This is a genomic window from Rubellimicrobium arenae (assembly GCF_017916275.1).
Lineage (GTDB): Bacteria > Pseudomonadota > Alphaproteobacteria > Rhodobacterales > Rhodobacteraceae > Rubellimicrobium > Rubellimicrobium arenae.
The window spans coordinates 371,022-396,730 of sequence record NZ_JAFMST010000004.1; the positions used below are offsets into that span (position 1 = coordinate 371,022).

Annotated in this window: 27 protein-coding genes; 11 read left to right on the plus strand and 16 right to left on the minus strand. The window is 68.2% G+C overall.

All coding sequences use genetic code 11. The features are described from left to right. The first annotated feature begins 11 nt into the window (after positions 1 to 11). The 4 genes from J3P31_RS08620 to aroQ all read left to right on the plus strand — a co-directional run bounded on the left by J3P31_RS08620 (position 12) and on the right by aroQ (position 3,123). Entirely contained in the window at positions 12 to 257 is a 246-nt protein-coding gene (locus J3P31_RS08620) for a hypothetical protein (protein WP_246849353.1), read from the plus strand. After that, complete coding sequence (locus J3P31_RS08625; RefSeq protein ID WP_210528012.1) at positions 254 to 646, plus strand: MAPEG family protein; 393 nt, start codon at positions 254 to 256, stop codon at positions 644 to 646. Before J3P31_RS08620 ends, J3P31_RS08625 begins: the two co-directional genes overlap by 4 nt. Positions 647 to 662: 16 nt before the next feature. Then, positions 663 to 2,051, plus strand: a complete 1,389-nt coding sequence (gene lpdA / locus J3P31_RS08630) for a dihydrolipoyl dehydrogenase (protein WP_210528013.1) — start codon at positions 663 to 665, stop codon at positions 2,049 to 2,051. A gap of 634 nt (positions 2,052 to 2,685) precedes the next feature. After that, positions 2,686 to 3,123, plus strand: coding sequence for a type II 3-dehydroquinate dehydratase (gene aroQ, locus J3P31_RS08635; RefSeq protein ID WP_210528014.1), 438 nt, complete (start codon positions 2,686 to 2,688; stop codon positions 3,121 to 3,123). A 9-nt stretch (positions 3,124 to 3,132) separates the two neighbouring features. Here the strand turns inward: aroQ and betA are convergent, their stop codons facing one another. The 4 genes from betA to betI are packed head-to-tail and all read right to left on the minus strand — an operon-like array spanning position 3,133 to position 8,351. After that, positions 3,133 to 4,815 carry a choline dehydrogenase gene (gene betA, locus J3P31_RS08640; RefSeq protein WP_210528089.1) on the minus strand — a complete coding sequence of 561 codons (1,683 nt, stop codon included), beginning with the start codon at positions 4,813 to 4,815 and terminating at the stop codon, positions 3,133 to 3,135. Between the two features lie 2 nt (positions 4,816 to 4,817). Then, complete coding sequence (gene betB / locus J3P31_RS08645; RefSeq protein ID WP_210528015.1) at positions 4,818 to 6,272, minus strand: betaine-aldehyde dehydrogenase; 1,455 nt, start codon at positions 6,270 to 6,272, stop codon at positions 4,818 to 4,820. 1 nt (position 6,273) lies between these two features. Then, complete coding sequence (gene betC, locus J3P31_RS08650) at positions 6,274 to 7,779, minus strand: choline-sulfatase (protein WP_210528016.1); 1,506 nt, start codon at positions 7,777 to 7,779, stop codon at positions 6,274 to 6,276. Then, positions 7,776 to 8,351: a choline-binding transcriptional repressor BetI gene (betI, locus tag J3P31_RS08655; RefSeq protein WP_210528017.1), complete on the minus strand. Its 576-nt coding sequence runs from the start codon at positions 8,349 to 8,351 to the stop codon at positions 7,776 to 7,778. The genes betC and betI overlap by 4 nt, the downstream gene beginning before the upstream one ends. A gap of 104 nt (positions 8,352 to 8,455) precedes the next feature. On the opposite strand from betI, the gene choX reads away from it, so the two are divergent. Genes choX through choV form a run of 4 tightly spaced genes read left to right on the plus strand, consistent with a single transcriptional unit; the run spans position 8,456 to position 12,150 of the window. After that, positions 8,456 to 9,376, plus strand: a complete 921-nt coding sequence (gene choX, locus J3P31_RS08660) for a choline ABC transporter substrate-binding protein (protein WP_210528018.1) — start codon at positions 8,456 to 8,458, stop codon at positions 9,374 to 9,376. Between the two features lie 2 nt (positions 9,377 to 9,378). Continuing rightward, positions 9,379 to 10,260: an alpha/beta fold hydrolase gene (locus tag J3P31_RS08665; RefSeq protein WP_210528019.1), complete on the plus strand. Its 882-nt coding sequence runs from the start codon at positions 9,379 to 9,381 to the stop codon at positions 10,258 to 10,260. 40 nt (positions 10,261 to 10,300) lie between these two features. Continuing rightward, positions 10,301 to 11,134 carry a choline ABC transporter permease subunit gene (gene choW / locus J3P31_RS08670; RefSeq protein WP_210528020.1) on the plus strand — a complete coding sequence of 278 codons (834 nt, stop codon included), beginning with the start codon at positions 10,301 to 10,303 and terminating at the stop codon, positions 11,132 to 11,134. Then, positions 11,131 to 12,150 (plus strand): choline ABC transporter ATP-binding protein, encoded by a 1,020-nt coding sequence (choV, locus tag J3P31_RS08675; RefSeq protein ID WP_210528021.1) that lies wholly within the window; start codon positions 11,131 to 11,133, stop codon positions 12,148 to 12,150. The genes choW and choV overlap by 4 nt, the downstream gene beginning before the upstream one ends. On the opposite strand, the gene J3P31_RS08680 is transcribed toward choV, so the two are convergent. The 6 genes from J3P31_RS08680 to mgtE form a co-directional block, all read right to left on the minus strand. Continuing rightward, positions 12,147 to 13,028 carry a DMT family transporter gene (locus tag J3P31_RS08680; protein WP_246849352.1) on the minus strand — a complete coding sequence of 294 codons (882 nt, stop codon included), beginning with the start codon at positions 13,026 to 13,028 and terminating at the stop codon, positions 12,147 to 12,149. The genes choV and J3P31_RS08680 overlap by 4 nt on opposite strands. Before the next feature lie 2 nt (positions 13,029 to 13,030). Further along, the gene (locus J3P31_RS08685; RefSeq protein ID WP_210528022.1) at positions 13,031 to 13,780 is read right to left on the minus strand and encodes a YebC/PmpR family DNA-binding transcriptional regulator; all 750 of its coding nucleotides are present in this window, start codon (positions 13,778 to 13,780) and stop codon (positions 13,031 to 13,033) included. 34 nt (positions 13,781 to 13,814) lie between these two features. Then, positions 13,815 to 14,930, minus strand: coding sequence for a glycosyltransferase family protein (locus J3P31_RS08690; RefSeq protein ID WP_210528023.1), 1,116 nt, complete (start codon positions 14,928 to 14,930; stop codon positions 13,815 to 13,817). Between the two features lie 325 nt (positions 14,931 to 15,255). Continuing rightward, positions 15,256 to 16,068, minus strand: coding sequence for a TIGR00282 family metallophosphoesterase (locus J3P31_RS08695; protein WP_210528024.1), 813 nt, complete (start codon positions 16,066 to 16,068; stop codon positions 15,256 to 15,258). Between the two features lie 49 nt (positions 16,069 to 16,117). Continuing rightward, positions 16,118 to 16,675, minus strand: a complete 558-nt coding sequence (locus J3P31_RS08700) for a 5-formyltetrahydrofolate cyclo-ligase (protein WP_210528025.1) — start codon at positions 16,673 to 16,675, stop codon at positions 16,118 to 16,120. Then, a complete protein-coding gene (mgtE, locus tag J3P31_RS08705) occupies positions 16,672 to 18,063 on the minus strand; it encodes a magnesium transporter (RefSeq protein WP_210528026.1) in 1,392 nt (463 codons plus the stop codon). The genes J3P31_RS08700 and mgtE overlap by 4 nt, the downstream gene beginning before the upstream one ends. 113 nt (positions 18,064 to 18,176) lie before the next feature. Between mgtE and guaD the strand changes: the two genes are divergently transcribed. Continuing rightward, positions 18,177 to 19,478, plus strand: coding sequence for a guanine deaminase (guaD, locus tag J3P31_RS08710; RefSeq protein WP_210528027.1), 1,302 nt, complete (start codon positions 18,177 to 18,179; stop codon positions 19,476 to 19,478). Between the two features lie 7 nt (positions 19,479 to 19,485). Here guaD and J3P31_RS08715 read toward each other — a convergent pair whose 3' ends face one another. The 5 genes from J3P31_RS08715 to J3P31_RS08735 form a co-directional block, all read right to left on the minus strand. Further along, complete coding sequence (locus tag J3P31_RS08715; protein WP_210528028.1) at positions 19,486 to 19,995, minus strand: CAP domain-containing protein; 510 nt, start codon at positions 19,993 to 19,995, stop codon at positions 19,486 to 19,488. A gap of 118 nt (positions 19,996 to 20,113) precedes the next feature. Beyond that, positions 20,114 to 21,463 carry an 8-oxoguanine deaminase gene (locus J3P31_RS08720; RefSeq protein ID WP_210528029.1) on the minus strand — a complete coding sequence of 450 codons (1,350 nt, stop codon included), beginning with the start codon at positions 21,461 to 21,463 and terminating at the stop codon, positions 20,114 to 20,116. Between the two features lie 123 nt (positions 21,464 to 21,586). Then, positions 21,587 to 22,402 (minus strand): inositol monophosphatase family protein, encoded by an 816-nt coding sequence (locus J3P31_RS08725; protein ID WP_210528030.1) that lies wholly within the window; start codon positions 22,400 to 22,402, stop codon positions 21,587 to 21,589. Positions 22,403 to 22,462: 60 nt separating this feature from the next. Continuing rightward, entirely contained in the window at positions 22,463 to 22,837 is a 375-nt protein-coding gene (locus J3P31_RS08730; RefSeq protein WP_210528031.1) for a helix-turn-helix domain-containing protein, read from the minus strand. 186 nt (positions 22,838 to 23,023) lie between these two features. Next, a complete protein-coding gene (locus tag J3P31_RS08735; RefSeq protein ID WP_210528032.1) occupies positions 23,024 to 23,929 on the minus strand; it encodes a LysR family transcriptional regulator in 906 nt (301 codons plus the stop codon). A 139-nt stretch (positions 23,930 to 24,068) separates the two neighbouring features. Here J3P31_RS08735 and J3P31_RS08740 point away from each other — a divergent pair, with 139 nt between their 5' ends. Both J3P31_RS08740 and J3P31_RS08745 read left to right on the plus strand, forming a co-directional pair. Further along, on the plus strand, positions 24,069 to 24,281 hold the full coding sequence (locus J3P31_RS08740; RefSeq protein WP_210528033.1) for a DUF1127 domain-containing protein: 213 nt from the start codon (positions 24,069 to 24,071) through the stop codon (positions 24,279 to 24,281). Positions 24,282 to 24,389: 108 nt separating this feature from the next. Beyond that, positions 24,390 to 25,133, plus strand: a complete 744-nt coding sequence (locus J3P31_RS08745; RefSeq protein ID WP_210528034.1) for a Bax inhibitor-1/YccA family protein — start codon at positions 24,390 to 24,392, stop codon at positions 25,131 to 25,133. Between the two features lie 60 nt (positions 25,134 to 25,193). Here J3P31_RS08745 and J3P31_RS08750 read toward each other — a convergent pair whose 3' ends face one another. Continuing rightward, a complete protein-coding gene (locus J3P31_RS08750; protein WP_210528035.1) occupies positions 25,194 to 25,682 on the minus strand; it encodes a GNAT family N-acetyltransferase in 489 nt (162 codons plus the stop codon). Positions 25,683 to 25,709: the final 27 nt, after the last annotated feature.

Consider the following 25,709-nt stretch of genomic DNA (forward strand, 5'->3'; position numbering starts at 1 on the left):
GACCCAAGGCCATGATGCAGCTCCTCTGCCAGCTCGACACCAACGACTTCCCCGGCTGGAAGCGCGACTTCGACACCGAATCCGGCGAACGGATGGAGGCGGGGCTCACCCTGCTCCAGATGTGGCGCGACGCCGACTCGCGGTCGCGGGTCTTCCTCCTGTTCCAGGTCGGCCACCGCCCGCAGGCGGAACAATGGCTCCGCAAGGAGCAGGGTTTCGGCGGACCGATGACCGCGACATTCCTGGAGACGGCATGACCTCCGAACTCACCGCCCTCGTCATCGCGGCCTTCATTCAGGTCCTCCACATCGGCGTGTCCGGCTACTTCATGAACCGGACGCCCGAGGGGAAGGCCTGGAACATGTCCCCGCGCGACACGCCCCGCGACCCCGGCATCAAGGGCGGCCGGGCCCTGCGCGCGGCCGACAACCACCAGACCGCGCTCCTGCTGTTCGCGACCGCGATCCTGACCCTGGCCGTCACGAACCAGTTCACCGGCTGGACCGCGACGCTGGCCTGGATCTACATCGCGGCGCGGCTCCTCTACATTCCCGCCTATGTCCAGGGCTGGTCGCCGCTCCGGTCGATCATCTGGATGGTAGGCTTTGCGGCGACGGCGCTCCTGCTCCTGGCCGCCCTGTTCTGACTGACTGGAGACCAAGATGGCCACCTACGACCTCATCGTGATCGGCGCGGGCCCCGGCGGCTACGTCTGCGCGATCCGCGCGGCGCAGCTCGGGCTCAAGGTCGGCGTGGCCGAGGGGCGCGCGACGCTGGGGGGCACCTGCCTCAACGTCGGCTGCATCCCGTCCAAGGCGCTGCTCCACGCCACCCATGAGCTGCACGAGGCGCACACCAACTTCGCCAGGATGGGCCTGATGGTGGGCGAGCCGCAGGTCGACTGGTCGCGGATGCTGTCCTACAAGGACGACGTGATCGGCCAGAACACCGGCGGGATCGAGTTCCTGTTCAAGAAGAACAAGATCGACTGGATCAAGGGCTTCGCCAGCATCCCGGCTCCCGGCCAGGTCAAGGTCGGCGACGACACCCACGAGGCCAAGGCCATCGTCATCGCCTCCGGCTCCCAGTCCTCCACCCTGCCCGGCGTCACCGTCGATGAGGAGGTGGTCGTCACCTCCACCGGCGCCCTCGCGCTCAAGTCCATCCCCGGATCCATGGTGGTGATCGGTGCGGGCGTCATCGGGCTCGAGATGGGGTCGGTCTATTCGCGCCTCGGGACCAAGGTGACGGTGGTCGAATACCTCGACGCCATCACCCCCGGCATGGACGGCGAAGTGTCCAAGCAGTTCCAGCGCCTCCTGCAAAAGCAGGGCCTGACCTTCGTCCTTGGCACCGCCGTCCAGGGGGTGGAGCGCACGGCCACCGGCGCGACCGTGGTCCACAGGTCCCGCAAGACCGAGGAAGAAGCCCGGATCGAGGCGGACGTCGTCCTCGTGGCCACCGGCCGCAAGCCCTATGTCGATGGGCTGGGCCTCGACGCGCTCGGCGTGCAGATGACGCCCCGCGGCCAGATCGCCACCGACGACCGCTTTGCCACCAGCGTCCCCGGTGTCTACGCCATCGGCGATGTCCGCGAAGGTCCCATGCTCGCCCACAAGGCCGAGGATGAGGGCACCGCCGTGGCCGAGATCCTGGCCGGGCAGCACGGGCATGTGAACTACGGCGTCATCCCCTCGGTCATCTACACCACGCCCGAGGTGGCCTCTGTCGGCCTTACCGAGGAACAGCTCAAGGCCGCGGGCACCGCCTACAAGGTCGGCAAGTTCCCCTTCCTGGGCAACGGCCGCGCCAAGGCGGTCTTCCAGGGCGACGGCTTCGTCAAGATCCTGTCCGACAAGGCCACGGACCGCATCCTGGGCGCGCATATCATCGGCCCGATGGCCGGCGACCTGATCCACGAGGTTGCCGTCGCCATGGAGTTCGGCGCCGCGGCCGAGGATCTTGCCCGGACCTGCCACGCGCACCCCACCTTCAGCGAGGCCGTGCGCGAGGCGGCCCTGGCCTGCGGCGACGGCGCGATCCACGCCTGATCCGGGCCGCTCCCGCCTGTTGGGGGCGGCCTCCCGCGGCGTGGGCCGAGGTCCTGACCGGCGGCCTGGGACCGATCCCGTGGCCTGTCTCCGCCCGCCCTGTTGCGCGCCGGGCCGTGCCCCGTCCGGTGCGCCAACCTTTGATTAACCGGAATGCGCGACAACGGGCCCCAAGACCCGGGGCCGCTTGCGCGACCATAACTCTCGCGCGTTCGGAGGGCTCCCCCGTCTGCTTTTTGCTGGGGATGGAAAAGGGCCCTCATCCCCGACCGGGACCGTTCCGCCGGCCGCCCTTGGCGTCGGCGGGACCTTTTCCCTGCCGCCGCGTGTCGCGCACACGCCCCCCGCCGACCGGAGTGGCGTCCGGCTCGGCGGCCTGGGAGTTCGTCCCCCTGCGCGGGCCTGTCCCGACGCGCCCGGGAAACGCTCCCTGCATCGTCGATACCTATCGTCAGTACCCATCGACGGCAGCCATCGTAGGCGCCCTTCAACGGCATCCATCGCCGGCACCCGTCGACGGCGCCCTTCAACGGCATCGATCCCCGGCGCTCATCGCGGCCCCCGTCGACAGGGCCCCCTTCCCGTCCTCCGCGGCGCGGGGCACAACAGCCCGACTCGCAACGGAAGGCCCGCGATGCCCCTCGTCCTGATCCTGAACGGCCCGAACCTGAACCTCCTCGGCAAGCGCCAGCCCGAGATCTACGGACGCGAGACCCTCGCCGACGTGGAGCGGGACTGCGCCGCGCTGGGCCAGGACCTGGGCCTCCAGACCCGGCTCCTTCAGTCGAACCACGAAGGGCAGATCGTCGACTGGATCCACGAGGCGCGCGAAACGGCGCAGGGCATCGTCATCAACCCCGGCGCCCTGACCCACACCTCGGTCGCGATCCTCGACGCGCTCCACGCCTTCGAGGGTCCGGTGATCGAGGTCCACATCTCCAACGTCCACAAGCGCGAAAGCTTCCGCCACCACAGCTACGTGTCGCTGCGCGCGGACGGGATCATCGTGGGCTGCGGCACGCAGGGCTACCAGCTGGCCCTGCGCCGTCTGGCCACCCTCCTGACGGCCTGACTGCGGCCCCTACTCGGCAGCCGCGCGCAGGCGCGGGATCGGACGCTGCGCAACCGGCCAGTCGGGATCGATCCAGGGACCCCGATCGTCGCGCGGCAGCGCCTGGCGGCCCAGGATGTGGTCCGCCGCCTTTTCGCCCGTCATGATCGAGGGCGCGTTCAGGTTGCCGTTCGTGACGCGCGGGAAGATGGAGCTGTCGGCCACGCGCAGGCCCTCCACGCCGATGACCCGGCATTCCGGATCCACCACCGCCAAGGGGTCGGCGCGGTCGCCCATCCTGCAGGTGCCGCAGGGGTGATAGGCGCTCTCGACGTGCTGCCGGATGGCCTCGTCGAGCTGCTCGTCCGTCTGCACCTCGGGGCCGGGGCTGATCTCCTTGCCGGCGTAGGGCCGGAACGCCTCCTGGCCGAATATCTCGCGCGTCAGGCGGATGCAGGCCCGGAAGTCGCGCCAGTCCTCCTCGCGGGACATGTAGTTGAAGAGGATCCGGGGCGTGTCCACCGGGTCCGGCGACCGCAGGGTGACGGCCCCCCGGGACGGCGACCTCATCGGGCCCACATGGGCCTGGAAGCCGTGACCGCCGGCCGCCGCCTGCCCGTCGTAGCGCACGGCGATCGGCAGGAAGTGGAACTGGATGTCCGGGTAATCGACGCCGGCCCGCGACCGGATGAAGGCCCCCATCTCGAACTGGTTCGAAGCGCCGAGCCCCCGCCCCGTGAACAGCCAGCGCGCGCCGACCCAGGCCTTGCCCTGCAGGTTCCAGTAGCGGAACAGCGACACCGGTTTGATCGCCTGCTGCTGGACGTAGATCTCCAGGTGGTCCTGGAGGTTGCGCCCCACGCCGGGCCGGTCGGCCACGACCGGGAGGCCCAGCTGCCGCAGCTCCTCGCCCGGGCCGATCCCGGACAGCAGCAGCAGCTTGGGCGAGTTGATCGAGGAGGAGGAGACGATCACCTCCCGCCGCGCCTTGATGACCTGGATGCCGTTGAAGCTGTCGATCTCGACGCCGGTCGCCCGGCCGTTCTCGATGACGATGCGGCGCGCGATGCCGTTCACGAGATCGCAGTTCACCCGCCGCAGCGCCGGGCGCAGATAGGCAAAGGCGGCCGACCACCGGCGCCCGGCCCAGATCGTCGCCTCCATCGGCCCGAACCCTTCCTGCTGAAAGCCGTTCGGGTCGTCGGTCAGCGGATAGCCCGCCTCGTGCCCCGCCTTCATGAAGGCCTGCGCCAGCGGGTTGTCCGCCGGCCCGCGCGTCACGTGAAGCGGTCCGTCATGGCCCCGCCACGAGGCGTCGCCGGTCCGCCCGTGCCAATGCTCCATCCGCCGGAAATACGGGAGCACGTCGGCATAGGACCAGCCCTTGGCCCCGGCTTCGGCCCAATGGTCGTAATCCTTGGCATGGCCGCGCACATAGACCATTCCGTTGATCGAGGACGATCCGCCGATGACCTTGCCGCGCGGCGTCGCCAGGACGCGCCCGCCCAGGTAGGGTTCGGGCTCGGTGCGGAAGCCCCAGTCGTAGCGCGCCATGTTCATGGGATAGGACAAGGCCGCGGGCATCCGGATGAACGGCCCCCAGTCCGAGCCGCCCGCCTCGATGACCAGCACCGATCGCCCGGCTTCGGACAGCCGGTAGGCGATGGCGCAACCGGCGCTTCCGGCGCCGACGACGACGTAATCCGCTTCCATCATCAGAAGGGCGCCTCCACGCGGTTCATGCCGACATAGACGGACTTGAGTTGCGAATAGTGCTCGATGGCGGCCTGGCCATTCTCGCGGCCGATCCCCGACCGCTTCATGCCGCCGAAGGGGGCCTCGACCGGGGTCAGGTTGTAGGCGTTGATGAAGCAGGTGCCCGCCTCGAAGCCCGCCGCGACCCGGTGCCCGCGGGCAAGGTCGCGGGTGAAGACCCCGGCGGCCAAGCCGAACTCGGTGGCGTTGGCGCGGGCCAGCACCTCCTCCTCGGTGTCGAAGTCGAGGACGGACATGACGGGCCCGAAGATCTCGTCCCGGGCGATGGTCATGTCGTCGGTCACGTCGGCAAAGACCGTGGGCTCGATCCAGAAGCCGGGCCGGTTCAGCCGCCGCCCGCCTGCGACCAGACGCGCGCCCTCCTCGATCCCCTTCTGGATGAAGCCCTCGACGATGTCGCGCTGCCGCTGGCTGACCATGGGGCCGAAGTTCGTGCTCTCGTCCTGCGGGTCGCCCATGACGACGCCCTGCAGACGCTCCGCCACGCGGGACAGGAAGGCGTCCTTGAGGCCGCGCTGCACGAAGACCCGCGTGCCGTTGGAGCAGACCTGCCCGGTGGAATAGAAGTTGCCGAGGATCGCGCCCGACACCGCGCTTTCCAGGTCGGCGTCCTCGAACACGATCAGGGGCGACTTGCCGCCAAGCTCCAGCGTCACGTGCTTCATGGCGCGCGCGGCGGCCTCGTAGACCTTGGTTCCGGTCGGCACCGAGCCGGTGATCGACACCTTGGCCACGCGCGGGTCGGCGATGAGCTGCGCACCCACGGCCCCCATCCCCTGCACGACGTTGTATAGCCCGGCCGGAGCCCCCGCCTCCATCAGGATCTCGGCGAGTTTCAGCGCGCCCAGTGGCGTCGTCTCGCTCGGCTTGAAGACCATGGCGTTGCCGCAGGCCAGCGCCGGGGCGCCCTTCCAGGCGGCGATCTGGGTCGGGTAGTTCCAGGCCCCGATGCCGACGCAGACCCCCAGCGGCTCGCGCCGGGTGTAGACGAAGTCGGAGCCCAGCTGGATATGTTCGCCCGAGAGCGTCGCCGCGAGGCCGCCGAAATACTCGAGCGCATCCGCCGCCGACCAGGCGTCTGCGACCAGCGTTTCCGACAGCGGCTTGCCGGTGTCGTAGGTTTCCAGCACCGACAGGTCGCGGTTGCGCTCGCGGATGAGGTCGGCGGCCCGGCGCAGGACGCGCCCCCGCTGCACGCCGCGCAGGGCGGCCCACTCCTTCTGGGCGCGGGCGGCCGAGGCCAGCGCCTCCTCGATCACTGCCGGAGTGGCGGCGTGGACGGTGGCGATGACCTCGCCGGTCGCGGGGTAGATGACGGGGATCGCCTCGCCCGCCACGTCCTCGCGGTAGGCGCCGTTCACGAAGTGGCTGGCTTGGGGCTGAACCTGGGTCATCTCACTCACCCCGCGGGAAACGCTGGTTCTCTTCCAGCACGTTAAGGTCCATGTGGTTGCGCATGTACCGCTCGGACGCCTTCTGGAGCGGCTGGAAATCCCAGGGGAAATACGCGCCGTTCCGCAGCGCCTCATAGACGACCCAGCGCCGGGCCTGGCTTTCGCGCACCTCGGCGTCGAAGGCCCCGAGGTCCCAGCGTGCCTCGGTCATGGACCGCAGCCGCGCGAGGACGTCGGCCTGCATCGGATCGGCCGCGAGATTGGTCAGCTCCTGCGGGTCGGCATCCAGGTCGAACAGCATCTCGGGGTCGAGGGCGCAACGGACATACTTCCACCGCCCGTCGCGGATCGCGACGATGGGGGCCTCGGACGCCTCGGCCGCATACTCCATGGGCACGGGTCCCCGCGCCGCGCCCTGGGCCACGGGCACAAGCGACACGCCGTCGGTCCAGGGCATCACCTCGTCCATCGACACCCCGGCCAGGTCGCAGAGCGTCGGGCAAAGGTCGATGGTCGAGACCGGCGTGTCGATGCGTCCGGGCTCGAGCCCCGGAGCCGCGATCATGAGGGGCACGGCGGCCGCGCCCTCGAAGAAGTTCATCTTGAACCACAGGCCACGCTCGCCCAGCATGTCGCCGTGATCCGACAGGAAGACGACGATCGCCTCCTGCCGCGTGGCCTCCAGCACGGCCAGGATCTCGCCGATCTTGTCGTCCACATAGGTGATGTTGGCGAAGTAGCCCTGCCGCGCGCGGCGCACCATCTCGGGCGTGATCTCGGACGCGCGCCAATCGCAGGAGTCCATGATCCGCCGGGAATGCGGGTCCATGTCCTCGTAGGGGATGGGAGCCACCTCGGGTTCGAGCTGCTCGCAGCCCTCGTAGAGGTCCCAGTACTTCCGACGCGCGACATAAGGGTCGTGCGGGTGCGTGAAGCTGACGGTCAGGCACCAGGGCCGAGCGTCGTGCCCGCGCCCGAGATCATAGAGCTTCTGGACGGCGAAATGCGCGACCTCGTCGTCGTACTCGTACTGGTTGGTGATCTCGGCCACGCCCGCCCCGCTGACCGAGCCGAGGTTGTGGTACCACCAGTCGATCCGCTCGCCGGGCTTGCGGTAGTCGGGCGTCCAGCCGAAGTCGGCGGGGTAGATGTCCGTGGTCAGCCGCTGCTCCAGACCATGCATCTGGTCCGGCCCGACGAAATGCATCTTGCCCGACAGCGCCGTCTGGTAGCCCGCGCGCCGCAGATGGTGGGCAAAGGTCGGCACCGACGACGTGAACTCCGCGGCGTTGTCGTAGACCCGCGTCCGCCGCGGCAGTTGCCCCGACATGAACGAGGCGCGGGCCGGCGCGCAGAGCGGCGATCCGGTGTAGGCGTTCGAGAACCGAACCGACCGTTCGGCCAGCTTCCGCAGGTTGGGCGCGTGCAGGAACGGGGCAGGCCCATCGCGCCAGAGCGTTCCGGTCAGCTGGTCCACCATGAGGATCAGGATGTTGGGCCGGCTCATGCCGCCACCTCGCGGGCGAGATGGTTCAGCACCAGCGCCGCGGCCGCCTGCCGGTCCGGCGACGTCCCCGCCAGCGCCTGCCGCAGGTAGACGCCGTCGATCAGAGCGCCCAATCCTTCGGCCACCTCCCCCGCGCGCGCCCCGACCAGCGGCCGCAGCGCATGGACGAGATTGGAGTGGAGTCGCCGGCGATACAGCGACAGGAGCCGTCGGGCTTCGGGCATGGTCTGAGCCAGTACATAGAAGTTGAGCCAGGCCGAGATCACCTCCTTGCGGAAGGACCCGGACGAGAAGTTCGCACGCACGATGGCCTCGAGCCGCTCGCGCGGGGTGTCGGCGGTCGCGAGCGCGCCGCGCACCTCCGCGCCGAAGACGGTCAGGACATGGCGCATGGCCGCCACGAAGATCGCCTCCTTGGAGCCGAAGTAGTGGTGCGCCAGCGCCGAGGACACGCCGGCCCGGCCCGCGATCTGCGCCACCGTCACCTCCAGGGTCCCCGCCCGGGCGACCTCCTGAATCGTTGCCTTGACGATCGCGGCCCGTCGGATAGGCTCGGCTGAATTGCGCGGCATGGTCGTCTCAAAAAATGCTTGCGCATCCGCAATATCGAGTGGTTGATTGACTAGTCAATCAAGAAACGGCGGGGCAACACCGCCATCCAAGAGGGAGACCTTCCATGACCCTGCGCACCACCCTGGGCGCGATCACGCTCCTTGCGGCGGCCGCTCCGGCCTTCGCGCAGGATGCCTGCACGTCGGTCAGCCTGTCGGATGTCGGCTGGACCGACATCACGTCCACCACCTCGGCGGCCAAGCAGGTGCTCGATGCGCTGGGCTATGACGTGGACGTGCAGGTGCTGTCCGTGCCCGTGACCTTCGAGGCGCTGTCCAAGGGCGACATCGACGTGTTCCTGGGCAACTGGATGCCGTCGCAGCAAAGCGCCATCCAGCCCTATCTCGACGATGCCTCGATCGAGACGCTCGGCATCAACCTCGAGGGTACCAAGTACAACCTCGCGGTGCCGACCTACCTCTACGACCAGGGCCTGCACACCTACGAAGACCTGGCCAAGTTCAAGGACGCGCTCGACGGCAAGATCTACGGCATCGAGCCGGGCAATGAGGCCAACACCTACCTGATCGGCCTGACCGAGGCGGGCAAGACGCTCGAAGGCTTCGAGGTGGTCGAGTCCTCCGAGCAGGGGATGCTCGCCCAGGTGCGCCGCGCCGTCGACGCCGAGGAGCCGGTCGTCTTCCTGGGCTGGGAGCCGCATCCGATGAACTCGAACTTCGACCTCAAGTATGTCGAAGGCGGCGAGGACTTCTTCGGCGGCCAAGGCAACGTCTACACCGTGACGCGCAAGGGCTTTGCGGCCGAGTGCCCGAACGTGGCCAAGCTCCTCCAGAACATGCAGTTCTCCCTGCCCATGGAGAACGAGATGATGGGCCTCATCCTCGATGACGGCATGGACCCGGACGAAGCCGTCAAGCAGTGGCTGACCGAGCATCCCGACACCTTCGACGGCTGGCTCGCTGGCGTGACGACGGTGGACGGCAGCGACGGCTTGGCGGCGGTCAAGTCGGCGATGGGTCTCTGACCGTGGTGGGGCGGGTCCTCCTCGCGACGCTGATCGTGTCGGCAGGCCCCGCCCTGGCCGGTCCCCTGCCGTCGCAGGCCGACTGGGCCGGAGCCCGGCAGACGGTCACCACGGCCTCCGGCCAGACGCTCGCCTATGTGGAGATCGACGGAACGGCAGAGGCCGGGGGCGATCCGCTCATCCTGCTGCACGGCTACACCGACAACAGCCGGAGCTGGTCGCTGCTGGCGCCCCATCTGGGCGGCCGCCACATCTACGCGGTGGACCTCAGGGGGCATGGCGGCTCGGACGCGCCGGCCTGCTGCTATGGCATCGACGCCCTGTCCGGCGACCTGCTCGGGTTCATGGATGCCCTGCAGATCGAACGGGCGGACATCGTCGGCCATTCGCTGGGCTCCATGACCGCGGGGGTCTTCGCGGCCGAGCATCCGGAGCGCGTCGACGACCTCGTTCTCATCAGCACGGCTCTCGCACCGCCCCAGGGGGCGACGGACTGGCTCTGGGACAACGTGCCGGGGCTGAGCGCGCCGATCGATCCCGACAGCCAGTTCATGCTGGACTGGTACGCGAACCCGACGCCCGTGGACGAGGATTTCCTGTCCCGCGAACGGGCCGAGAGCGCGGCCGTCCCGCTTCATGTCTGGACCGGGGTGCTGCGGGCGCTGACCCTGACCGACTGGTCCTGGTACGCCGGGCGCATCAAGGCGCCCACGCTGGTGCTCTGGGGCGACCAGGATGGGCTGTTCGACGCGGGAACCCAGGACCGCCTTCACCAGACCCTGCCCGACGCGCAGTACGTGATCTACGCAGGGCACGGGCATAACATGTTTTGGGAGATGCCCGAAGACGTGGGCTCCCGCATCTTGGCCTTCCTCGACGAATGATTCTAGAGCACCGGCCAGCACCTGCAAACGCGAGGGGCCCATGGACTGGCTGACACACAAGATTCCGGTAGGGCGCACCGCCGCCGACGTGTTCGACTGGCTTCAGAGCCATGGGCAGGCCTTCTTCGATGGTTTGGCCAGCGTCATCGGCGCGATCATCGACGGCCTCCTTTGGGTGCTCCAGGCGCCCCACCCCCTCGTCATCATCGCGATCTTCGTCGCGCTGACCTGGGTGCTGCAGCGGTCCTGGAAGACCTGCCTCCTCGTGCTCTTGGGCTTCCTGTTCATCCTGAACCAGGGCTACTGGGAGGAAACAACCGAAAGCCTCACCCTTGTGCTCACGGCCTGCGCAGTGTGCATGGGCATCGGCGTCCCCATTGGAATCGCGGCGGCGCACCGGCCCCGAACCTATGCCGTCATGGCCCCGGTGCTCGACCTGATGCAGACCCTGCCGACCTTCGTGTATCTGATCCCGGCCATCGTCTTCTTTGGGCTAGGCATGGTGCCCGGCCTCATCGCGACGGTGATCTTCGTGCTCCCGGCTCCGATCCGGCTGGCGCATCTGGGGATCTCCTCCACGCCCCAGGCCCTGCTCGAGGCGGCCGAGGCCTTCGGCGCCACCCCGCGCCAGAAGCTCTGGAAGGTGGAGCTTCCCTATGCCCTGCCGCAGATCATGGCTGGGCTGAACCAGTCCATCATGCTGTCCCTGTCCATGGTCGTGATCGCCGCGCTCGTGGGGGCGAACGGCCTGGGGGTGCCCGTGGTCCGGGCCCTCAACTCCGTCAACACGGCGCTGGGCTTCGAATCGGGGTTCATCATCGTGGTCGTGGCCATCATCCTGGATCGCATGCTGCGCGTGGGGCGCCCGCAATGACCGCCGTTGTCTTCGATCACGTGAACATCGTCTTCGGCGACCGGCCCGAACAGGCCCTGCCCCTCATGGACCAGGGTCTCAGCCGGCCCGAGATCCACAGCCGGACCGGGCAGGTCCTCGGTGTCCACGACTGCTCGCTGGAGGTGGCCGAGGGCGAGATCCTCGTGCTGATGGGCCTGTCGGGATCGGGCAAGTCGACCCTGCTGCGGGCCGTGAACGGTCTCAACCCGGTCTGCCGGGGCGAGGTGCGGGTCCGCACCGACGGCGACATGGTGTCCGTGACCAAGTCGGACGCCGTCACGCTGCGGGGCATCCGCCAACGCACGGTCGCGATGGTGTTCCAGCAGTTCGGCCTGCTGCCCTGGCGCACCGTGCGCGACAACGTGGGCCTCGGGCTGGAACTGCGGGGCCAGTCCCGCGCCACGCGCGCCGCCCGGGTCGAGGAGGAGCTGCGGCTCGTCAACCTCCACGACCGCGCCGACGCCCTGGTGGGGCAGCTTTCGGGCGGGATGCAGCAGCGGGTGGGCTTGGCCCGCGCCTTTGCGACCGACGCGCCCGTCCTGCTGATGGACGAGCCGTTCTCCGCGCTCGACCCGCTGATCCGGACGCGGCTCCAGGACGAGCTGCTGGAGCTTCAGGCCCGCAGGAACCGCACGATCATCTTCGTGAGCCACGATCTCGACGAAGCGTTCAAGCTGGGCAACCGGATCGCCATCATGGAAGGCGGGCGGATCGTGCAATGCGGGACGCCGCGCGACATCTTCCGCGAGCCGGCCACCCCCTATGTCGCCGATTTCGTGGCGCATATGAACCCGCTGGGCGTGCTGCGCGCGCGTGACGTGATGGGCCGGCCCGACGGCCAGCCGCCCCAGGCCGAGATCGGTCCCGATGCCGACATCCGCAGCGTCATGCAGCAGCTTCGGAACGGGCCACTCGCCGTACGCGAGAACGGGAGCCTGGTGGGCCATGTCACGGCGGACGGCGTGCTGGCGCGGCTCCTCGACCCGAGATCCTAGCCCGAGGCATCGGCCGTCACGCGGCGGGCCAGCGCCTCGCGCCAGGTGATGAAGGTGACGGCGGCCATGATGATGGCCCCGCCCAGGATCACCCAGCCGTCGACCGGTTCTGCGAAGAACGTGGCGCCCATCAGGACCGACCAGACCAGCTGGAGGAATGTCGCGGGCTGCGTGGCGCTCACGGGTGCCGCCGCAAAGGCCCGTGTCATGGCATAATGCGCCAGGGTGGCGAGGATCGCCGTCAGCAGGAACCATCCGACCTCCGCAAGGCCGACCGGGGTCCAGACCGCCACCGCAAAGGGCAGGAGCCCCAGCGTGACCGTCACCGACAACATGCCGACGACGGCGCTGGCGCTGACCTGTCCCGACAGACGCTTGGCGATCAGGTAACCCACGGCGAAGAACAGCGCGGTCACGAGCATCGCCAAATGGCCGGCCTCCACCACCCGAAGGCCAGGCCGCAGGATGACCAGGGCGCCGACCAGCGCCGCCGCCACCGCGATCAGGCGCCGCGCCTCGAACCGCTCCCCCAGGAAGAGCGAGGCCCCCAACGTCACGTAGATCGGATTGAGGTAGTTCATCGCCGTCACCTCCGCGAGAGGGATGCGGGTCATGGCGAAGAACCAGCAGATGACACCGACGGTATGCACCGCGCCGCGTGCGGCGAACAGGCCCGCCTGCCGTCGCGTGAGCCCGGAGCGGACGAGCGGCCAGAGCATGGGCAGCGCGAAGGGCAGTCCCAGGGCAAAGCGGAGGAACGCCGACTGGGCCGCGGGTACGTCGCTCCCGACATGCTTCACGACGGCGGTCATGCCGACGAAGAGAAGGCCCGTCACCAGCATCCACAGGATGCCGACAACGGGCCGGGACTGCGCCATCGTCAGGAGGCCGCGTAGGCCGCCATCACGTCCTCGGACGCCTCGACGTTGGTCGTGACGTTCTGCACGTCATCGTCATCCTCGAGCACCTCGACGAGCCTCATGAGCTTCTCGAAGGTGTCGCCGTCCGCCGGCGTGGTCACCTTGGGACGCCAGACGAACTTGGCCGTCTCGCTCTCGCCGAGGGAGGCTTCAAGGGCCGAGGACACGGTGCCGAGGTCATCCTCGCCCGTGGTGATCCAGTGGCCCTCCTCGTCGGACTCCACGTCCTCCGCGCCGGCCTCGAGGGCCGCCATCATCACGCTGTCGGCGTCACCGACCTCGGGCTTGTAGAAGATCTCGCCCTTGCGCTCGAACTGGAAGGCCACCGAGTTGGTCTCGCCCAGGTTGCCGCCGTTCTTCGAGAAGGTGGAGCGGACGTTCGACGCCGTGCGGTTGCGGTTGTCCGTCAGCGCCTCGACGATGACGGCGATGCCGCCCGGGCCGTAGCCTTCGTAGCGGATGTTCTCATAGGTGTCGGCGTCGCCGCCCTGCGACTTCTTGATGGCGCGGTCGATGACGTCGCGCGGCATGGAATTGGAGCGGGCTTCCTTGACCGCGAGGCGCAGGCGCGGGTTCTTCTCGGGGTCCGGGTCCCCCATCTTTGCCGCGACGGTGATCTCCTTGGCGAGCTTGGAGAAGAGCTTGGAGCGGATCGCATCCTGCTTGCCTTTGCGGTGCTGGATGTTGGCCCATTTGGAATGGCCGGCCATAGGTCTAACCTTCTTGCCGAAAAGATGCGCGCCTCTATAGGCGAGCGGCCTCTGCGGCTGCAAGCGGGGTCGACATCGATCTGACCAGTTGGAGATGAGGCCGGTCCGGCACCGGCGTGGTTGCCACTCCCTGGTCCCGGCGCAGGTTGTGCAGAGCCTCGGCCAGGCGGGCCAGCCGGTTCGCGCGGACGGCGTCGTGGCTCAGCGTGCCCTCGACCATGGCGAGGCGGGTCAGATACTCAGCCAGCGCATCGCGATGCGCCTCGTTCCACCGGCCCATTCCGATTCCGTCCCGATGCTTCCTGAGTTCGGCCAGCACCCGGGCCCGGCCCGCGCGAAGCACGCCCTTGGCCTTGATCTTGCTGCGGTAGGCCAGGCTCGCATTGTGGCGCTGGGCGACCACCTCGTAGCGGAACTGGTCGGGCGTGAAGCTGCGGGCGGCGATGCGGGGCATCTCGTGGCTGGGCGTCTGGCCCTGTGTCAGGAAGTCGATCATGTCCGAGGCGGGCAGCTGGTAGCTTCGATAATCCAGACCCAGCGACATGGCCCAATCGAGCCATTTGAAGTGCAGGACGCGGCCGGGCGACGACACCGCGATCCAGGGCGTGCGGAAGTAGTCGGCGAAGATCGCGCCATGCAGCGACTCCACGACGGCCAGCCGAGCCGTGGCGATGCGCGACAGGACCGAGGGGCCGTCATCGAGCGGATCGATGTATTTCATCCCCGCCATCTCGACGGCGGGCTTCCAGTTGCCATAGGCCGCCGAGGTCCAGTGCGGCACGAAGACGACGTCCTGTCCCTTGGCCTTGGGCGTGTTGAACTCCGGCAGGTGGTCGACCAGCCACGCCCCGTCGGTGATGGCCGCCGAATCCGGCAGGCCGAACATCCGCGCCGTCAGCGGCCCGCGGACGCCGTACACCTGCCATTTCTGCGCGGCTCTGGGCGGTGGCGGATTGCCGTAACCCGAGCCGGTCCCGAAGATCACCTTGCGGCCCGGCATGCGATCGAGGTCGGCCTTGAGGAGCGACCCGATGCCGACAAGGACATCCCCCTCCTCCCGATCAATCAGCTCGGGGATCAGGCGCGGCCAGAGCCACGAATTAATGTGATCGCCGAAGTTGGTCGTCGTTGCGTTATAAAAGAGACGCATGGGCTGGCCGTTTCCGTTCAACTTGTTGCCGCGCCGGAACCGATGCAATCGACTCCGCTCTATCATCTTACGATATAGAACAGAATTGAGGATAGAAGAGAAACAGTTTGTTCGAAAGCAGCACAAATTAGGACGATTTTTCTACGCACACTCCAATAGCGCGAGTAGTTTGATTTCCTGCAAGGCTCTCCGGAAATTGGCGGATTGAGCGAGCCCGTTCCGTAGGACCGGCAACGCGCAACAGGTTCGCCACCGTTTCAGGAATGGCGACAGTTCCTGCTATCATGGTGTCTGAACTGCGGATCGACCGCTGCGTCGCACCCGATCAGGGTCGTGACTCAGCCAGCCGCCCGCCTAGGCGCACCGGAACGGCTCTCGTCGCGCGCCCGGTGCGATCCTCCGTCTCGACGTAAAGGCCGGACAGCGTCGCCTCGCCCAGGGCCGGGGTGAAGCGGTCGCGTCCCATGCCGGTGATGAACCGTCGCATGGGCTCTTCCTTCTGCATCCCGATGATCGAATCGTAGTCCCCGCACATTCCGGCATCGGACTGATAGGCGGTTCCGTTCGAATGGATGACCACATCCGCCGTGGGAACATGGGTGTGGGTGCCCACGACGACGCTGGCCCGGCCGTCGCAGTAGTGACCCATGGCCATCTTCTCGGAGGTGGCCTCGGCGTGCATGTCGATAAGGCTCGCCTGCACGAGGCCGCCGCGCGGATGGGCGCGCAGGACCGCATCGACCGCCGAGAACGGGTCGTCGAAGGGCCGCTTCATGAACACCTGGCCCAGCACCTGGGCCACGAGGATCTTGCGTCCGCCTGGCGCGTCATAGACGCGATGGCCCCGGCCCGGCGCGCTCTTGGCGAAGTTCAGCGGCCGGATGATCCGCGGCTCGGATTCGATGAAGGAGGCCATGTCCTTCTGGTCGAAGGCATGGTCGCCCAGCGTCACGACATCGGCGCCTGCCGCCAGAAGGACGCGCGCATGCTCGGGTGTGAGGCCCATGCCGCCCGAGGCGTTCTCGCCGTTGACCACGACGAAGTCGAGCTTCCACTCGCTCCGGATCTTGGGAAGCCGCTCGGACACGGCCGCCCGGCCGGCCCGCCCCATCACATCGCCGAGGAACAAGAGTTTCATGTGCTGGGTGTAGGTGCCGCCGGCCGCCAGGGCAAGGAAGGTCGCGCCGTCAGGGCGTGATGATCTCGGATTCCGTGACCACCAGGTCGAGCGGCGCGTCCGTCTCCTCCAGCGGAAGCAGATCGTCCTCCTGCGCGGCCCAGGCAAAGCCGATGGCGGTGACAGGACCCAGCGCGCGCAGGGCGGCCAGCGTCCGGTCATAGAAGCCGCCGCCATATCCCAGCCGCCCGCCCTTTCGGTCGAAGGCGACAAGCGGCACGATCAGCACCTCGGGCGTCACGTCCGCCCCGGAGGCGGGAACCTGGGTGCCGAACCCGCCATCGACCATGGCGCATCCCGGCGTCCAGATCCGGAAGGTGAGCGGGAACCCTCGCCGCGGCGTCACGGGCACCCCGACGGGACCGTGGGCGGCCATCTCGGCCATGGCCGGGAGGGGATCGATCTCGCTCCGCATCGGGAGATAGCCTGCGAGAGGCCGCCCGCGATGCGCCGCCAGCACCTGGGACAGCAGCGCCGACGGGTGGGGATGCCCCTGCTCCCAGGCGACCTGACGGCGGGCGAAGGCGCGGGCCCGCGCCTCGGCCTTGATGTGGGAAAGGTCATTCACAGCAGCACCATCGTCGCAAGCCCCAGGAAGGAGAAGAAGCCCACCACGTCCGTGACCGTCGTCACGAACGTCCCCGAGGCCAGCGCGGGGTCCACGCCGATCCTTTCGAGCAGGAGGGGCACGAATACCCCGGCCAGGGCGGCTGCGATCAGGTTCACGATCAGCGCCGACGCGATGACCGCACCCAGGGCGGGCGATCCGAACAGCAGCACGGTCATGCCGCCCAGCACCAGCGCCAGGACCAGGCCGTTGAGAAGTCCCACCGCCGCCTCGCGGCGGATCACGCGCCAGGCGTTCGACCGGGTGAGGTCCCGCGTGGCCAGCGCCCGCACGGCGACCGTCAGGGACTGCGTGCCCGCGTTCCCGCCCATGGAAGCGACGATGGGCATCAGCGTCGCCAGGGCCACGAGCGCCTGGATCGTGCCCTCGAACCGGGAGATGACCAAAGCCGCCAGCCCCGCTGTCCCGAGATTCACGAGAAGCCAGGGCAACCGGCCGCGGATCGTGTCGATCACGCTGTCCGAGAGCGCCCCGTCCCCCACCCCGGCGAGGCGGAGGATGTCCTCCTCATGCTCCTCGTCCAGGACGTTCATCGCGTCGTCGATGGTGATGACGCCCACGAGCCGGTCATCGTCGTCCACCACAGGGGCCGAGATCAGGTGGTACTTGTTGAAGGCCTGGGCCACGTCCCCCTGCTCGTCCTCGACGTGGAAGGTGCGGAAGCTGTCCTCGGTGATGTCGCGGAGCTTCATGTCGCGGCGCGAGCTGAGGATCCGGCCCAGGGTCACATAGCCGACCGGCTTCAGCCGAGGGTCGATCAGGACGACGTGATAGAACTGGTCGGGCAGGATCACCCCGCTCCGGAGGAAGTCGATGGCCTCGCCCACGGTCCAGTGATGCGGCGCGCGCACCACCTCGGACTGCATCAGGCGTCCAGCGGAATATTCGGGGTAGGTCAGGGCCTTCTCGACCGCGATCCGGTCGGCGGCCGGGAGGGCGTCCAGGACCGCTTCCTGCGCGGCGGGATCGAGATCCTCGACGAGGTCCACGACGTCGTCGGTCTCGAGATCGCGGACAGCCTCGGCCAGCTCGCCGGGTTCGAGCCCCTCGATCACCTCCTCGCGGAGCGACTCGTCCAGCTCGGACAGGATGTCCCCATCCACGCCCCCCTTCCACAGGGAGAGCAGGTCGCGGCGCTGGTTCGGTCCGATCTGTTCGAGAAGGTCGGCGATGTCGGCCGCGTGGAGCGGCTCCAACAGCCCCCCGAGCCGGGCCACATCCCCGGCCTCGACGGCGTCCAGAACCTCGTCCACCAGGCGGGACGGAAGGCCGAACTCGTCGTCCTCGTCGTTGTCCGGGGCGCGGGTGGTGGCGGATCGATCGTCCATCCGTGTCCCCCTGTCCCCTGCTGCCGACGCGGCGGACCCTACAGATTTGCGCGGCGGGGGCAACGGGGCGCGGGCGGTTTGCAGTCGGCCCGGCTCGCACCTAGGGTGGCGGCATGATGACCACGCTCCTCCTGGGCCAGACCCTGTCCTTCACCGGAGATCCCTTTCTCCAGCCCTGGGAGGAGTGCGTCCTCCATCATGCGCATGGCGGGGTGCTGGTCGAAGGCGGGCATATCCGGGCCGTGGGCGACGGCCAGGCCCTGAGGTCGGCGCATCCGCAGGCCCAGGTCCGGGACTACGGCCGCGACCTGATCCTGCCGGGCTTCGTGGACGCCCATATGCACTACCCGCAGACGGGCATCATCGCCTCCTGGGGCAAACGGCTCATCGACTGGCTGAACACCTACACCTTCCCGGAAGAGATGCGATTCGCCGACCCGGCCTATGCGCGGGAGGTGGCGGACCGGACCCTGGACCTCGCGCTCGCCCATGGGACGACCACGCTCTGCTCCTACTGCACGATCCACGAAGGCTCGGTGGACGCCTTCTTCGAGGCCGCCGCGGCGCGGGGGATGCGGGTCGTGGCGGGGCGGACCTGCATGGACCGGGACACCGCGCCCGAGGGCCTGAGGGACACCGCGCAATCCGCCCACGACGAGAGCGCCCGCCTGATCGCCCGCTGGCATGGACGTGGCCGGGCGGGCTATGCGATCACCCCGCGCTTCTCGCCGACCTCCACGGCCGAGCAGCTGGAGGCCCTGGGCGCGCTCTGGGCCGCGAACCCGACCTGCCTCATGCAGACCCACCTTAGCGAGCAGACGGACGAGGTGGAGTGGGTGCGCGGGATCTATCCAGGGGCGCGGGACTATCTCGATACCTATGAGGCGCATGGCCTGCTTGGCCCGCGCGGGGTCTACGGCCATGTCATCCATCTGGAACCACGCGAGGTGGACCGGCTGGCCGAGGTCGGGGCGGCGGCGATCCATTGCCCCACGTCGAATACCTTCATCGGCTCGGGCCTGTTCGACCTCGTGGGCCTGAAGGGACGCGGCGTGGTGACGGGCCTGGCGACGGACACCGGAGGCGGCTCATCCTTCTCCATGCTGCGGACGATGGCCACCGCCTACGAGATCGCGCAGATCCGGGGGCATGCGGTCCACCCGTCCCAGCTCCTCTGGCTCGCCACCGAGGGTTCGGCCAGGGCCCTGCATCTGGACGGGACGGTGGGCCGTCTCGAAGCCGGAGCCGAGGCGGACATGGTGGTCCTCGACCTCGCCTCGACGCCGGTGATCGCGCAACGCGCAGAGCGGGCGCGCGACCTGTGGGAGTTGGTGTTCCCCACCCTGATGATGGGGGACGACCGGGCGGTTCGCGCGACATGGGTCGGCGGCCAGCCCGTCGCGCGACCCGGCTGATCTCGTCTCAGCAGGCGTCGGCGAAGATGAGCACCCACATGCCCCCGGACCACCCGAGGCCATAGACCCCGTAGTTCCGGCCCAGCATGTTGGCCCTGTGGCCCGGGGAGGCCGACCAGCCTGCAAAGGTCGCCTGCGCCGTCTTCTGGCCCCAGGCGATGTTCTCGGCGAAGTAGCCGCGCCCGGCGCATCCGGCCGCCCGAGCGCGATCCACCACGGTCGACCCGTCGCGCCCGTAATGCGAATGATAGCCGTGGCGCGCCATATCCTCGGCATAGGCCTGAGCGGCCAACATGAGGTGCCGATCCGCCCGCAGCCCGCCCAAGCCGCTCTGCGAGCGCATCTGGTTCAGCGCCGTCTCGAAGGACACTTCCGACGCGGTCGAGGTCGAGACGCGGGAGTGGGATGCATCCAGGCTGGCGGCGGTCTGGGCGGAGGAGGACGTGGCCGAAGCCAAAACGAGGCCGCCGGACAGAAGCAGCGGCGCCACCAGCAGGGATAGCAGTTTCGATCGCATTCGTCGTCTCGCAGCAAAGGACGCCTGAGACGATTACTAAGAGGGATTCTGGCGATCTATTGGCGCAAGCGGGGCGATGTTGGGCAGGAGCGCCCTTTGGCCTAAACAGTCCGTCCGTCTAAGCGAGATTCCGCGCCAAAGCGGCCTGTCGGGCCACGACAGCCGGGAGATCGATGGTGGTCAGGCGGCTATCCGCCACCACTCGGCGGCCTTCCACCCAAAGATCGCGCACCCGGGTCGGACCGGCCAAGAGCAGCGCGGCCCGGTCCCAGCTTCCGGCAGCCTCCACTCCACGCATGTCCCATAGGGCAAGATCCCCCCGCGCACCGACGGCGATGCGCCCGCAATCGGGTCGGCCCAGCACCTCGGCCCCACCCCGCGTCGCGATCCAGAGCGCCTCGCGCGCGCTCATGGCGTCGGCCCCGAGCGACACCCGCTGAAGCAGCATCGCCTGCCGCGCTTCGGCAACGAGGTTTCCGGTGTCGTTGCTGGCGGAACCATCGACGCCCAGGCCCACCTTGACGCCAGCGCCCCGCATGGCCCGCAGCGGCGCGATCCCGGACCCCAGGCGGCAGTTCGAGCATGGGCAATGCGCCACGCCGGTTCCGGTCCGGGCAAAGAGGCCGATCTCCTGCGGGTCGAGCTTCACGCAGTGCGCGTGCCAGACATCCGGCCCGGTCCAGCCCAGGTCCTCCGCATACTGGCCGGGGCGGCATCCGAACCGTTCGAGCGAGTAGGCCACGTCCTCGTCGTTCTCGGCGAGGTGGGTGTGGAGCATGACCTTCTTGTCGCGCGCAAGCAGCGCGGCCTCGCGCATGAGGTCGCGACTGACCGAGAACGGCGAGCATGGCGCCACGCCGACCCGCACCATCGCCCCATCGGACGGGTCGTGGAACGCGTCGATCACGCGAATGCAGTCCTCGAGGATTGCGGCCTCGCTCTCGACCAGAGCGTCGGGCGGCAGACCGCCCTGGCTTTCGCCAATGCTCATCGCGCCGCGGGTCGGATGGAAGCGGAGCCCGATTTCCCGGGCCGCGGCGATGGTGTCGTCGAGCCGCGCCCCGTTGGGGAACAGGTACAGGTGGTCCGAGCTGAGCGTGCAGCCCGAGAGGGCCAACTCGGCCAAGCCCACCAGGGCGGACACGAACATCTCCTCGGGCCCGAAGCGGGACCAGATCGGATAGAGCGTCTTGAGCCACCCGAACAGAAGCGCATCCTGCGCCCCCGGGACGGCGCGCGTCAGCGTCTGGTAGAGATGGTGGTGCGTGTTCACGAGGCCGGGGGTGAGAAGCGCCCCCGAGGCGTCGACCACCTCGGCCCCCGGCGCCACGACCCCCTGAGCCACGAGCCCCTGCCCCACCGCGGCCACGACGCCATCCCGCACCAGCACATCGCAGTTCGCGATCTCCCGTCCGGCATCGTCCATGGTCAGGCAGAGGTCGGCGTTGCGGATCAGGAGGTCGGGCATCGTCAGGTCCTTTCGTGACGGTTCGTCCCTGCTCCGGCGCGAACCTTCCCGTGGAAGGCGGGCGCCACGCCGCGGGGCCGTGATGAGCGCAGGAACCGGACCCAGCCCCGCATGGCCGGTCTCTCAGGAAATGCCAGCCAGCAGCTCCATGGCGGCGGCGTGGATGGCCGGGCTGACTGCGGCCAGAAGCCGTCCACCCTCATGTGCCGGACGACCTTCCCAGTCGGTGGCGATGCCGCCGGCGGCAGTGACCACCGCGATCGGGGCCTGGACATCGTAGGGCTGCAGGCCAGCCTCGATCACGAGATCGACCTGGCCGGCGGCCACCAGCGCGTAGCCGTAGCAATCCATGCCATACCGGACGAGCCGGGCCCGATCGGCGACGCGCCGGAAGGCCGAATATTCCGCCGCCGTCCCGATCTCGGGAAAGGTGGTCAGGATCGTGGCTTCGGACAGGGGACGATCGCGGCCCACCCGGAGCGGAGCGGCGCCCCGCGGACCAGTCACGAGGGCCCGGCCGAACCCGCCCTCGAATCGCTCTCCGATGTAAGGCTGGTCGATGATGCCGAAGATCGGTCCCGCATCGTCCGCCACCGAGATGAGGACCCCCCAGGTCGGCGTTCCGCTGATGTAGCCCCGGGTGCCGTCGATGGGATCGAGAACCCAGGTCAGCCCAGTCGTCCCGGCCTTGCGGCCGTATTCCTCGCCCAGGATGGCGTCGTCGGGCCGCAGCTGGGCCAGCAGGTCGCGCATCGCCCGTTCGGCCGCCCGGTCGGCCTCGGTCACGGGATCGAAGCGTCCCCCCGGCCCCGGACCCTTGTCATCCGAAAGGATGCCGGTCCGGAAATGCTTCAGGGTCTCGGGCCGGGCTGCGTCGGCCAAGGCATGCGCCGTGCGGATCAGCTCGGCCTGGAGGTCGGATGTCAGGGGGTCGTGCATAGGGCCGCTCCGCTTCCGGGGTCGGAAAGGCGGTAGCGCGGCCCTGTCGGCACGGTCAAGTCAGGCTGCGTCGCTGAGCACGCGGGCCAGATCGAACAAACGACGCCGCTGCGCCTCGGGAATGGCGTAGTAGGAGCGGAGCAGCTCCAGCGCCTCGCGGTCCGAGAGGATGTCGTTCGGCATGTCCGGTCCCACGGCAAGGTCCGGTTGCACCTGGCTGTCCATACCCTCGAAGAAGAACGACACGGGCACGCTTAGCGCAGCGGCGATGTCCCACAGGCGGGACGCGCTGACGCGGTTCGCACCGGTCTCGTACTTCTGGATTTGTTGAAACTTGATTCCCACCCGGTCGGCAAGTTGTTGCTGCGTGGTCCCAAGCGTCCACCTGCGGTGGCGGATGCGCTTGCCCACATGCACATCGACGGGATGCTTCATGTCGTGCTTCCTTGTGTCGTTTCGTTTCGCATCGGGAAAACGCCCCGCTCAAAGGGGGAGCAGGTCGTCCCAAGCAGAAGCGGTTGCTTCGCGTTCCGATTTCGCCGTAGCCTGAAACAAACACGGATAGGTTGAAATAGTCACCTTGGCTTTTTGGACAGGTGGGGTGCGGGCGGCAATCCGCTCTCAGGCAGCGGTATGTTGCCCGACGTCAGCCAGGATTCTGGGCCTCTGGGTTGCCGCTGACCTGTACTCCCGCCGCAGAAGTTCAAGCAGGTCCTCCTGCGCAGGCGCCCGGGCGGGATCACGGGCGTACATGTTGATGTGAACCGACCATAGCTCCGGCAGATGGCCGACATGGACGACCCGCTCGAGGTGCGGCGGCTCCGCCCCGTCGATCTGGACATAGACCGCAAGGTCGGCGCTCACGATGGCTTCGTTCGTGCGGGTGGAGGAGCTTTCCACCGCCATCTCCCAGGGGATGCCGGCGCGATCCAGGCGGCGCTGAACGCCCTTGCGGAAGATGCAGTGGGTTTCGAAGGCGAGACGCAGAGGCTTGGCGCGCCAGGCCTGCCCGCCCGGCGCACCGATCCAGGCCAATGACCGTTCGGCCAGGGTCTCGGCCCCGGGGTCGGGCGTGTCCTCCGTCGTCAGGATCACGTCCATCTCGCCCCGGGCAAAATCCTCCTTCAGCTTCAACGTGAAGGAGGAAACCAGGTTGACCTTGATCCGCGGGTAATCCTTGGAAAAGCGATGAAGCACGTTGGGGATGGACGGGTAGACGATGTCGTGCGGAACCCCCAGCACGATCTCCCCTTCCAGGTCGCAACGCGTGAGGCGTCCCCAGGCTTCATCGTTGAGGGCCAGCATCCGACGGGCGTAGCTGAGCAGTTGCTCCCCCGTGGCGGTCAGGCCGACTCCGCGCCCGGATCGGTCGATCAGGTCGAGGCCGGTCGATTCCTCCAGGCGCTTGAGCTGCATGGATACGGCCGATTGGGTCAGGTTCAGCAAGGCCGCCGCGCGGGTCACCCCACCCGTGTCGGCCACCGCTACCAGGGAACGAAGGGCGGTCAGGTCGAGGTTCCGCGGCATATCACATTCCCTGATGTCAACTGTTTCAAATATTCGTTTTCCGCATAGGCGATTCCGGGGCAATTATCAAGCATCGGAATGCATGAGCGATCACGCATCACGATTTATGGCATAACGCATTTCGATCAGGAGCCCTGTCATGGAACGACTTTCATCCCTCGCCGGCCATTTCAGCCGCCGCTCGACCCTGTCCTTGTCGCACCTTCTCCGGCTGGCCGCGCTGGCGCGGTCGCGCCGGCAACTTGCTGATCTGGAAGATCATCTTCTCAGGGATGTCGGGCTGACCCGCACCGAGGCGCGGCATGAGGCGGAGAAGCCGGTCTGGGATGCCCCCGGCCACTGGCTGCGCTGACGGATGCGACAATGGGGGCGTCTTGAAAAGCAAACGCCCCTTTCCAATATGCTCCTTCGAAGGCGTCGCTTACTGGCGGCGCCCTTAGAGACATGCAGAGGGGGTACCATGGCTGACTATTCCACGATCCGCGCGACGACGGCCGGCGCCCGGGCCGCGCGGATCGATGAAGGGCTTCGCGCCCATATGAACAAGGTCTACGGCACGATGTCCGTGGGCATGCTGGTCACGGGCGCCGTGGCCTGGGCTGTCGGCTCCTCGCCGGCGCTGCTGTCCGCCTTCCGTGACCCGGTGACGATGCAGCCGAACATCCTGGGCTGGATCGCGATGTTCGCGCCGCTGATCTTCGTCTTCGTCATCGGTGGCGCGGTCAACCGCGTGTCGGCCGCTGCGCTGCAGACGATGTTCTATGTGTTCTCGGCGCTGATGGGCCTTTCGCTGGCCTGGATCTTCGCCGTGTTCACGGGCGTGTCCATCGCCCAGACCTTCCTCGTGACGGCGATCGCCTTCGCGGGCCTGTCGCTGTACGGCTACACGACCAAGCGTGACATCACCGGGTGGGGCTCCTTCCTGATGATGGGCCTGATCGGCCTCATCGCGGCCTCGGTCATCAACATCTTCCTCGGCTCGCCCGCGATCGCCTTCGCGGTGTCGATCATCGGCCTGCTGATCTTCGCGGCGCTGACGGCCTATGACACCCAGCGGATCAAGGTCGACTACGTCCAGCACGCCAACTACGGCGACGCCGAATGGCTTGGCAAGTCGGCGATCCTGGGCGCGCTCAACCTGTACATGAACTTCATCAACATCTTCATGTTCCTGCTCCAGTTCATGGGCAACCAGCGCGACTGACGCGCGGATCGACACGGAATCGCAGGGGGCCGGCCGCAACGCCGGCCCTTTTTCGTGGCGTCAGAGCCGTCGCTCCATCTCGACCACGGCGAAAGGGACGCCCCCGAACTGAAGCGTCCTGGGCCCGACCTCCTGGAAGCCCAGCGCCGCATAGAATGGCACGGCCGTGAGCGTCGACAGGCACGACAGGCGGACCAGGCCCGCCGATCGTGCGTCCATGGCCACGCGATCCAGGATCGCCCGACCGATCCCGCGCCGCACCGCACGAGCGTCCGTCGCCACATGGCGGACATGGCCCATACCGGGCGTCACACCGCCCCCGGGGGCGTCCTGCGACCAGCCCCCTGCCCCCAGCAGCACACCCTCCTCCTCGGCCAGGTAGTAGCGCCCCGAGGCCAGCAGCCCGGGCTGCGCGCGGGCCATGCGTGGCAGGGCGAGCACGAGGGTGGACGGAGGGTAGTGGCTCCGCAGCAGCGGCCCGTAGGACCGGCCCAGCAGCGCGTCCACGGCCCCGATGTCCGCAAGGGTGGCGCGGCGTATCGTGAACACGGAACCTCGCAACGGAAAAGGGCCGCG

Coding starts and splice junctions, on each gene's coding strand:
- betI (WP_210528017.1), bottom strand. CDS start 8,351: ATGCCGCGCAATTCAGCCGAGCCTATCCGACGGGCCGCGATCGTCAAG.
- mgtE (WP_210528026.1), bottom strand. CDS start 18,063: ATGGACGATCGATCCGCCACCACCCGCGCCCCGGACAACGACGAGGAC.
- J3P31_RS08690 (WP_210528023.1), bottom strand. CDS start 14,930: ATGCGTCTCTTTTATAACGCAACGACGACCAACTTCGGCGATCACATT.
- J3P31_RS08730 (WP_210528031.1), bottom strand. CDS start 22,837: ATGAAGCATCCCGTCGATGTGCATGTGGGCAAGCGCATCCGCCACCGC.
- J3P31_RS08625 (WP_210528012.1), top strand. CDS start 254: ATGACCTCCGAACTCACCGCCCTCGTCATCGCGGCCTTCATTCAGGTC.
- J3P31_RS08680 (WP_246849352.1), bottom strand. CDS start 13,028: ATGGCGCAGTCCCGGCCCGTTGTCGGCATCCTGTGGATGCTGGTGACG.
- J3P31_RS08695 (WP_210528024.1), bottom strand. CDS start 16,068: ATGAAACTCTTGTTCCTCGGCGATGTGATGGGGCGGGCCGGCCGGGCG.
- J3P31_RS08620 (WP_246849353.1), top strand. CDS start 12: ATGATGCAGCTCCTCTGCCAGCTCGACACCAACGACTTCCCCGGCTGG.
- J3P31_RS08745 (WP_210528034.1), top strand. CDS start 24,390: ATGGCTGACTATTCCACGATCCGCGCGACGACGGCCGGCGCCCGGGCC.
- betC (WP_210528016.1), bottom strand. CDS start 7,779: ATGAGCCGGCCCAACATCCTGATCCTCATGGTGGACCAGCTGACCGGA.
- aroQ (WP_210528014.1), top strand. CDS start 2,686: ATGCCCCTCGTCCTGATCCTGAACGGCCCGAACCTGAACCTCCTCGGC.
- J3P31_RS08740 (WP_210528033.1), top strand. CDS start 24,069: ATGGAACGACTTTCATCCCTCGCCGGCCATTTCAGCCGCCGCTCGACC.
- betA (WP_210528089.1), bottom strand. CDS start 4,815: ATGGAAGCGGATTACGTCGTCGTCGGCGCCGGAAGCGCCGGTTGCGCC.
- guaD (WP_210528027.1), top strand. CDS start 18,177: ATGATGACCACGCTCCTCCTGGGCCAGACCCTGTCCTTCACCGGAGAT.
- betB (WP_210528015.1), bottom strand. CDS start 6,272: ATGACCCAGGTTCAGCCCCAAGCCAGCCACTTCGTGAACGGCGCCTAC.
- choX (WP_210528018.1), top strand. CDS start 8,456: ATGACCCTGCGCACCACCCTGGGCGCGATCACGCTCCTTGCGGCGGCC.
- choV (WP_210528021.1), top strand. CDS start 11,131: ATGACCGCCGTTGTCTTCGATCACGTGAACATCGTCTTCGGCGACCGG.
- J3P31_RS08735 (WP_210528032.1), bottom strand. CDS start 23,929: ATGCCGCGGAACCTCGACCTGACCGCCCTTCGTTCCCTGGTAGCGGTG.
- choW (WP_210528020.1), top strand. CDS start 10,301: ATGGACTGGCTGACACACAAGATTCCGGTAGGGCGCACCGCCGCCGAC.
- J3P31_RS08685 (WP_210528022.1), bottom strand. CDS start 13,780: ATGGCCGGCCATTCCAAATGGGCCAACATCCAGCACCGCAAAGGCAAG.
- J3P31_RS08715 (WP_210528028.1), bottom strand. CDS start 19,995: ATGCGATCGAAACTGCTATCCCTGCTGGTGGCGCCGCTGCTTCTGTCC.
- J3P31_RS08720 (WP_210528029.1), bottom strand. CDS start 21,463: ATGCCCGACCTCCTGATCCGCAACGCCGACCTCTGCCTGACCATGGAC.
- J3P31_RS08725 (WP_210528030.1), bottom strand. CDS start 22,402: ATGCACGACCCCCTGACATCCGACCTCCAGGCCGAGCTGATCCGCACG.
- lpdA (WP_210528013.1), top strand. CDS start 663: ATGGCCACCTACGACCTCATCGTGATCGGCGCGGGCCCCGGCGGCTAC.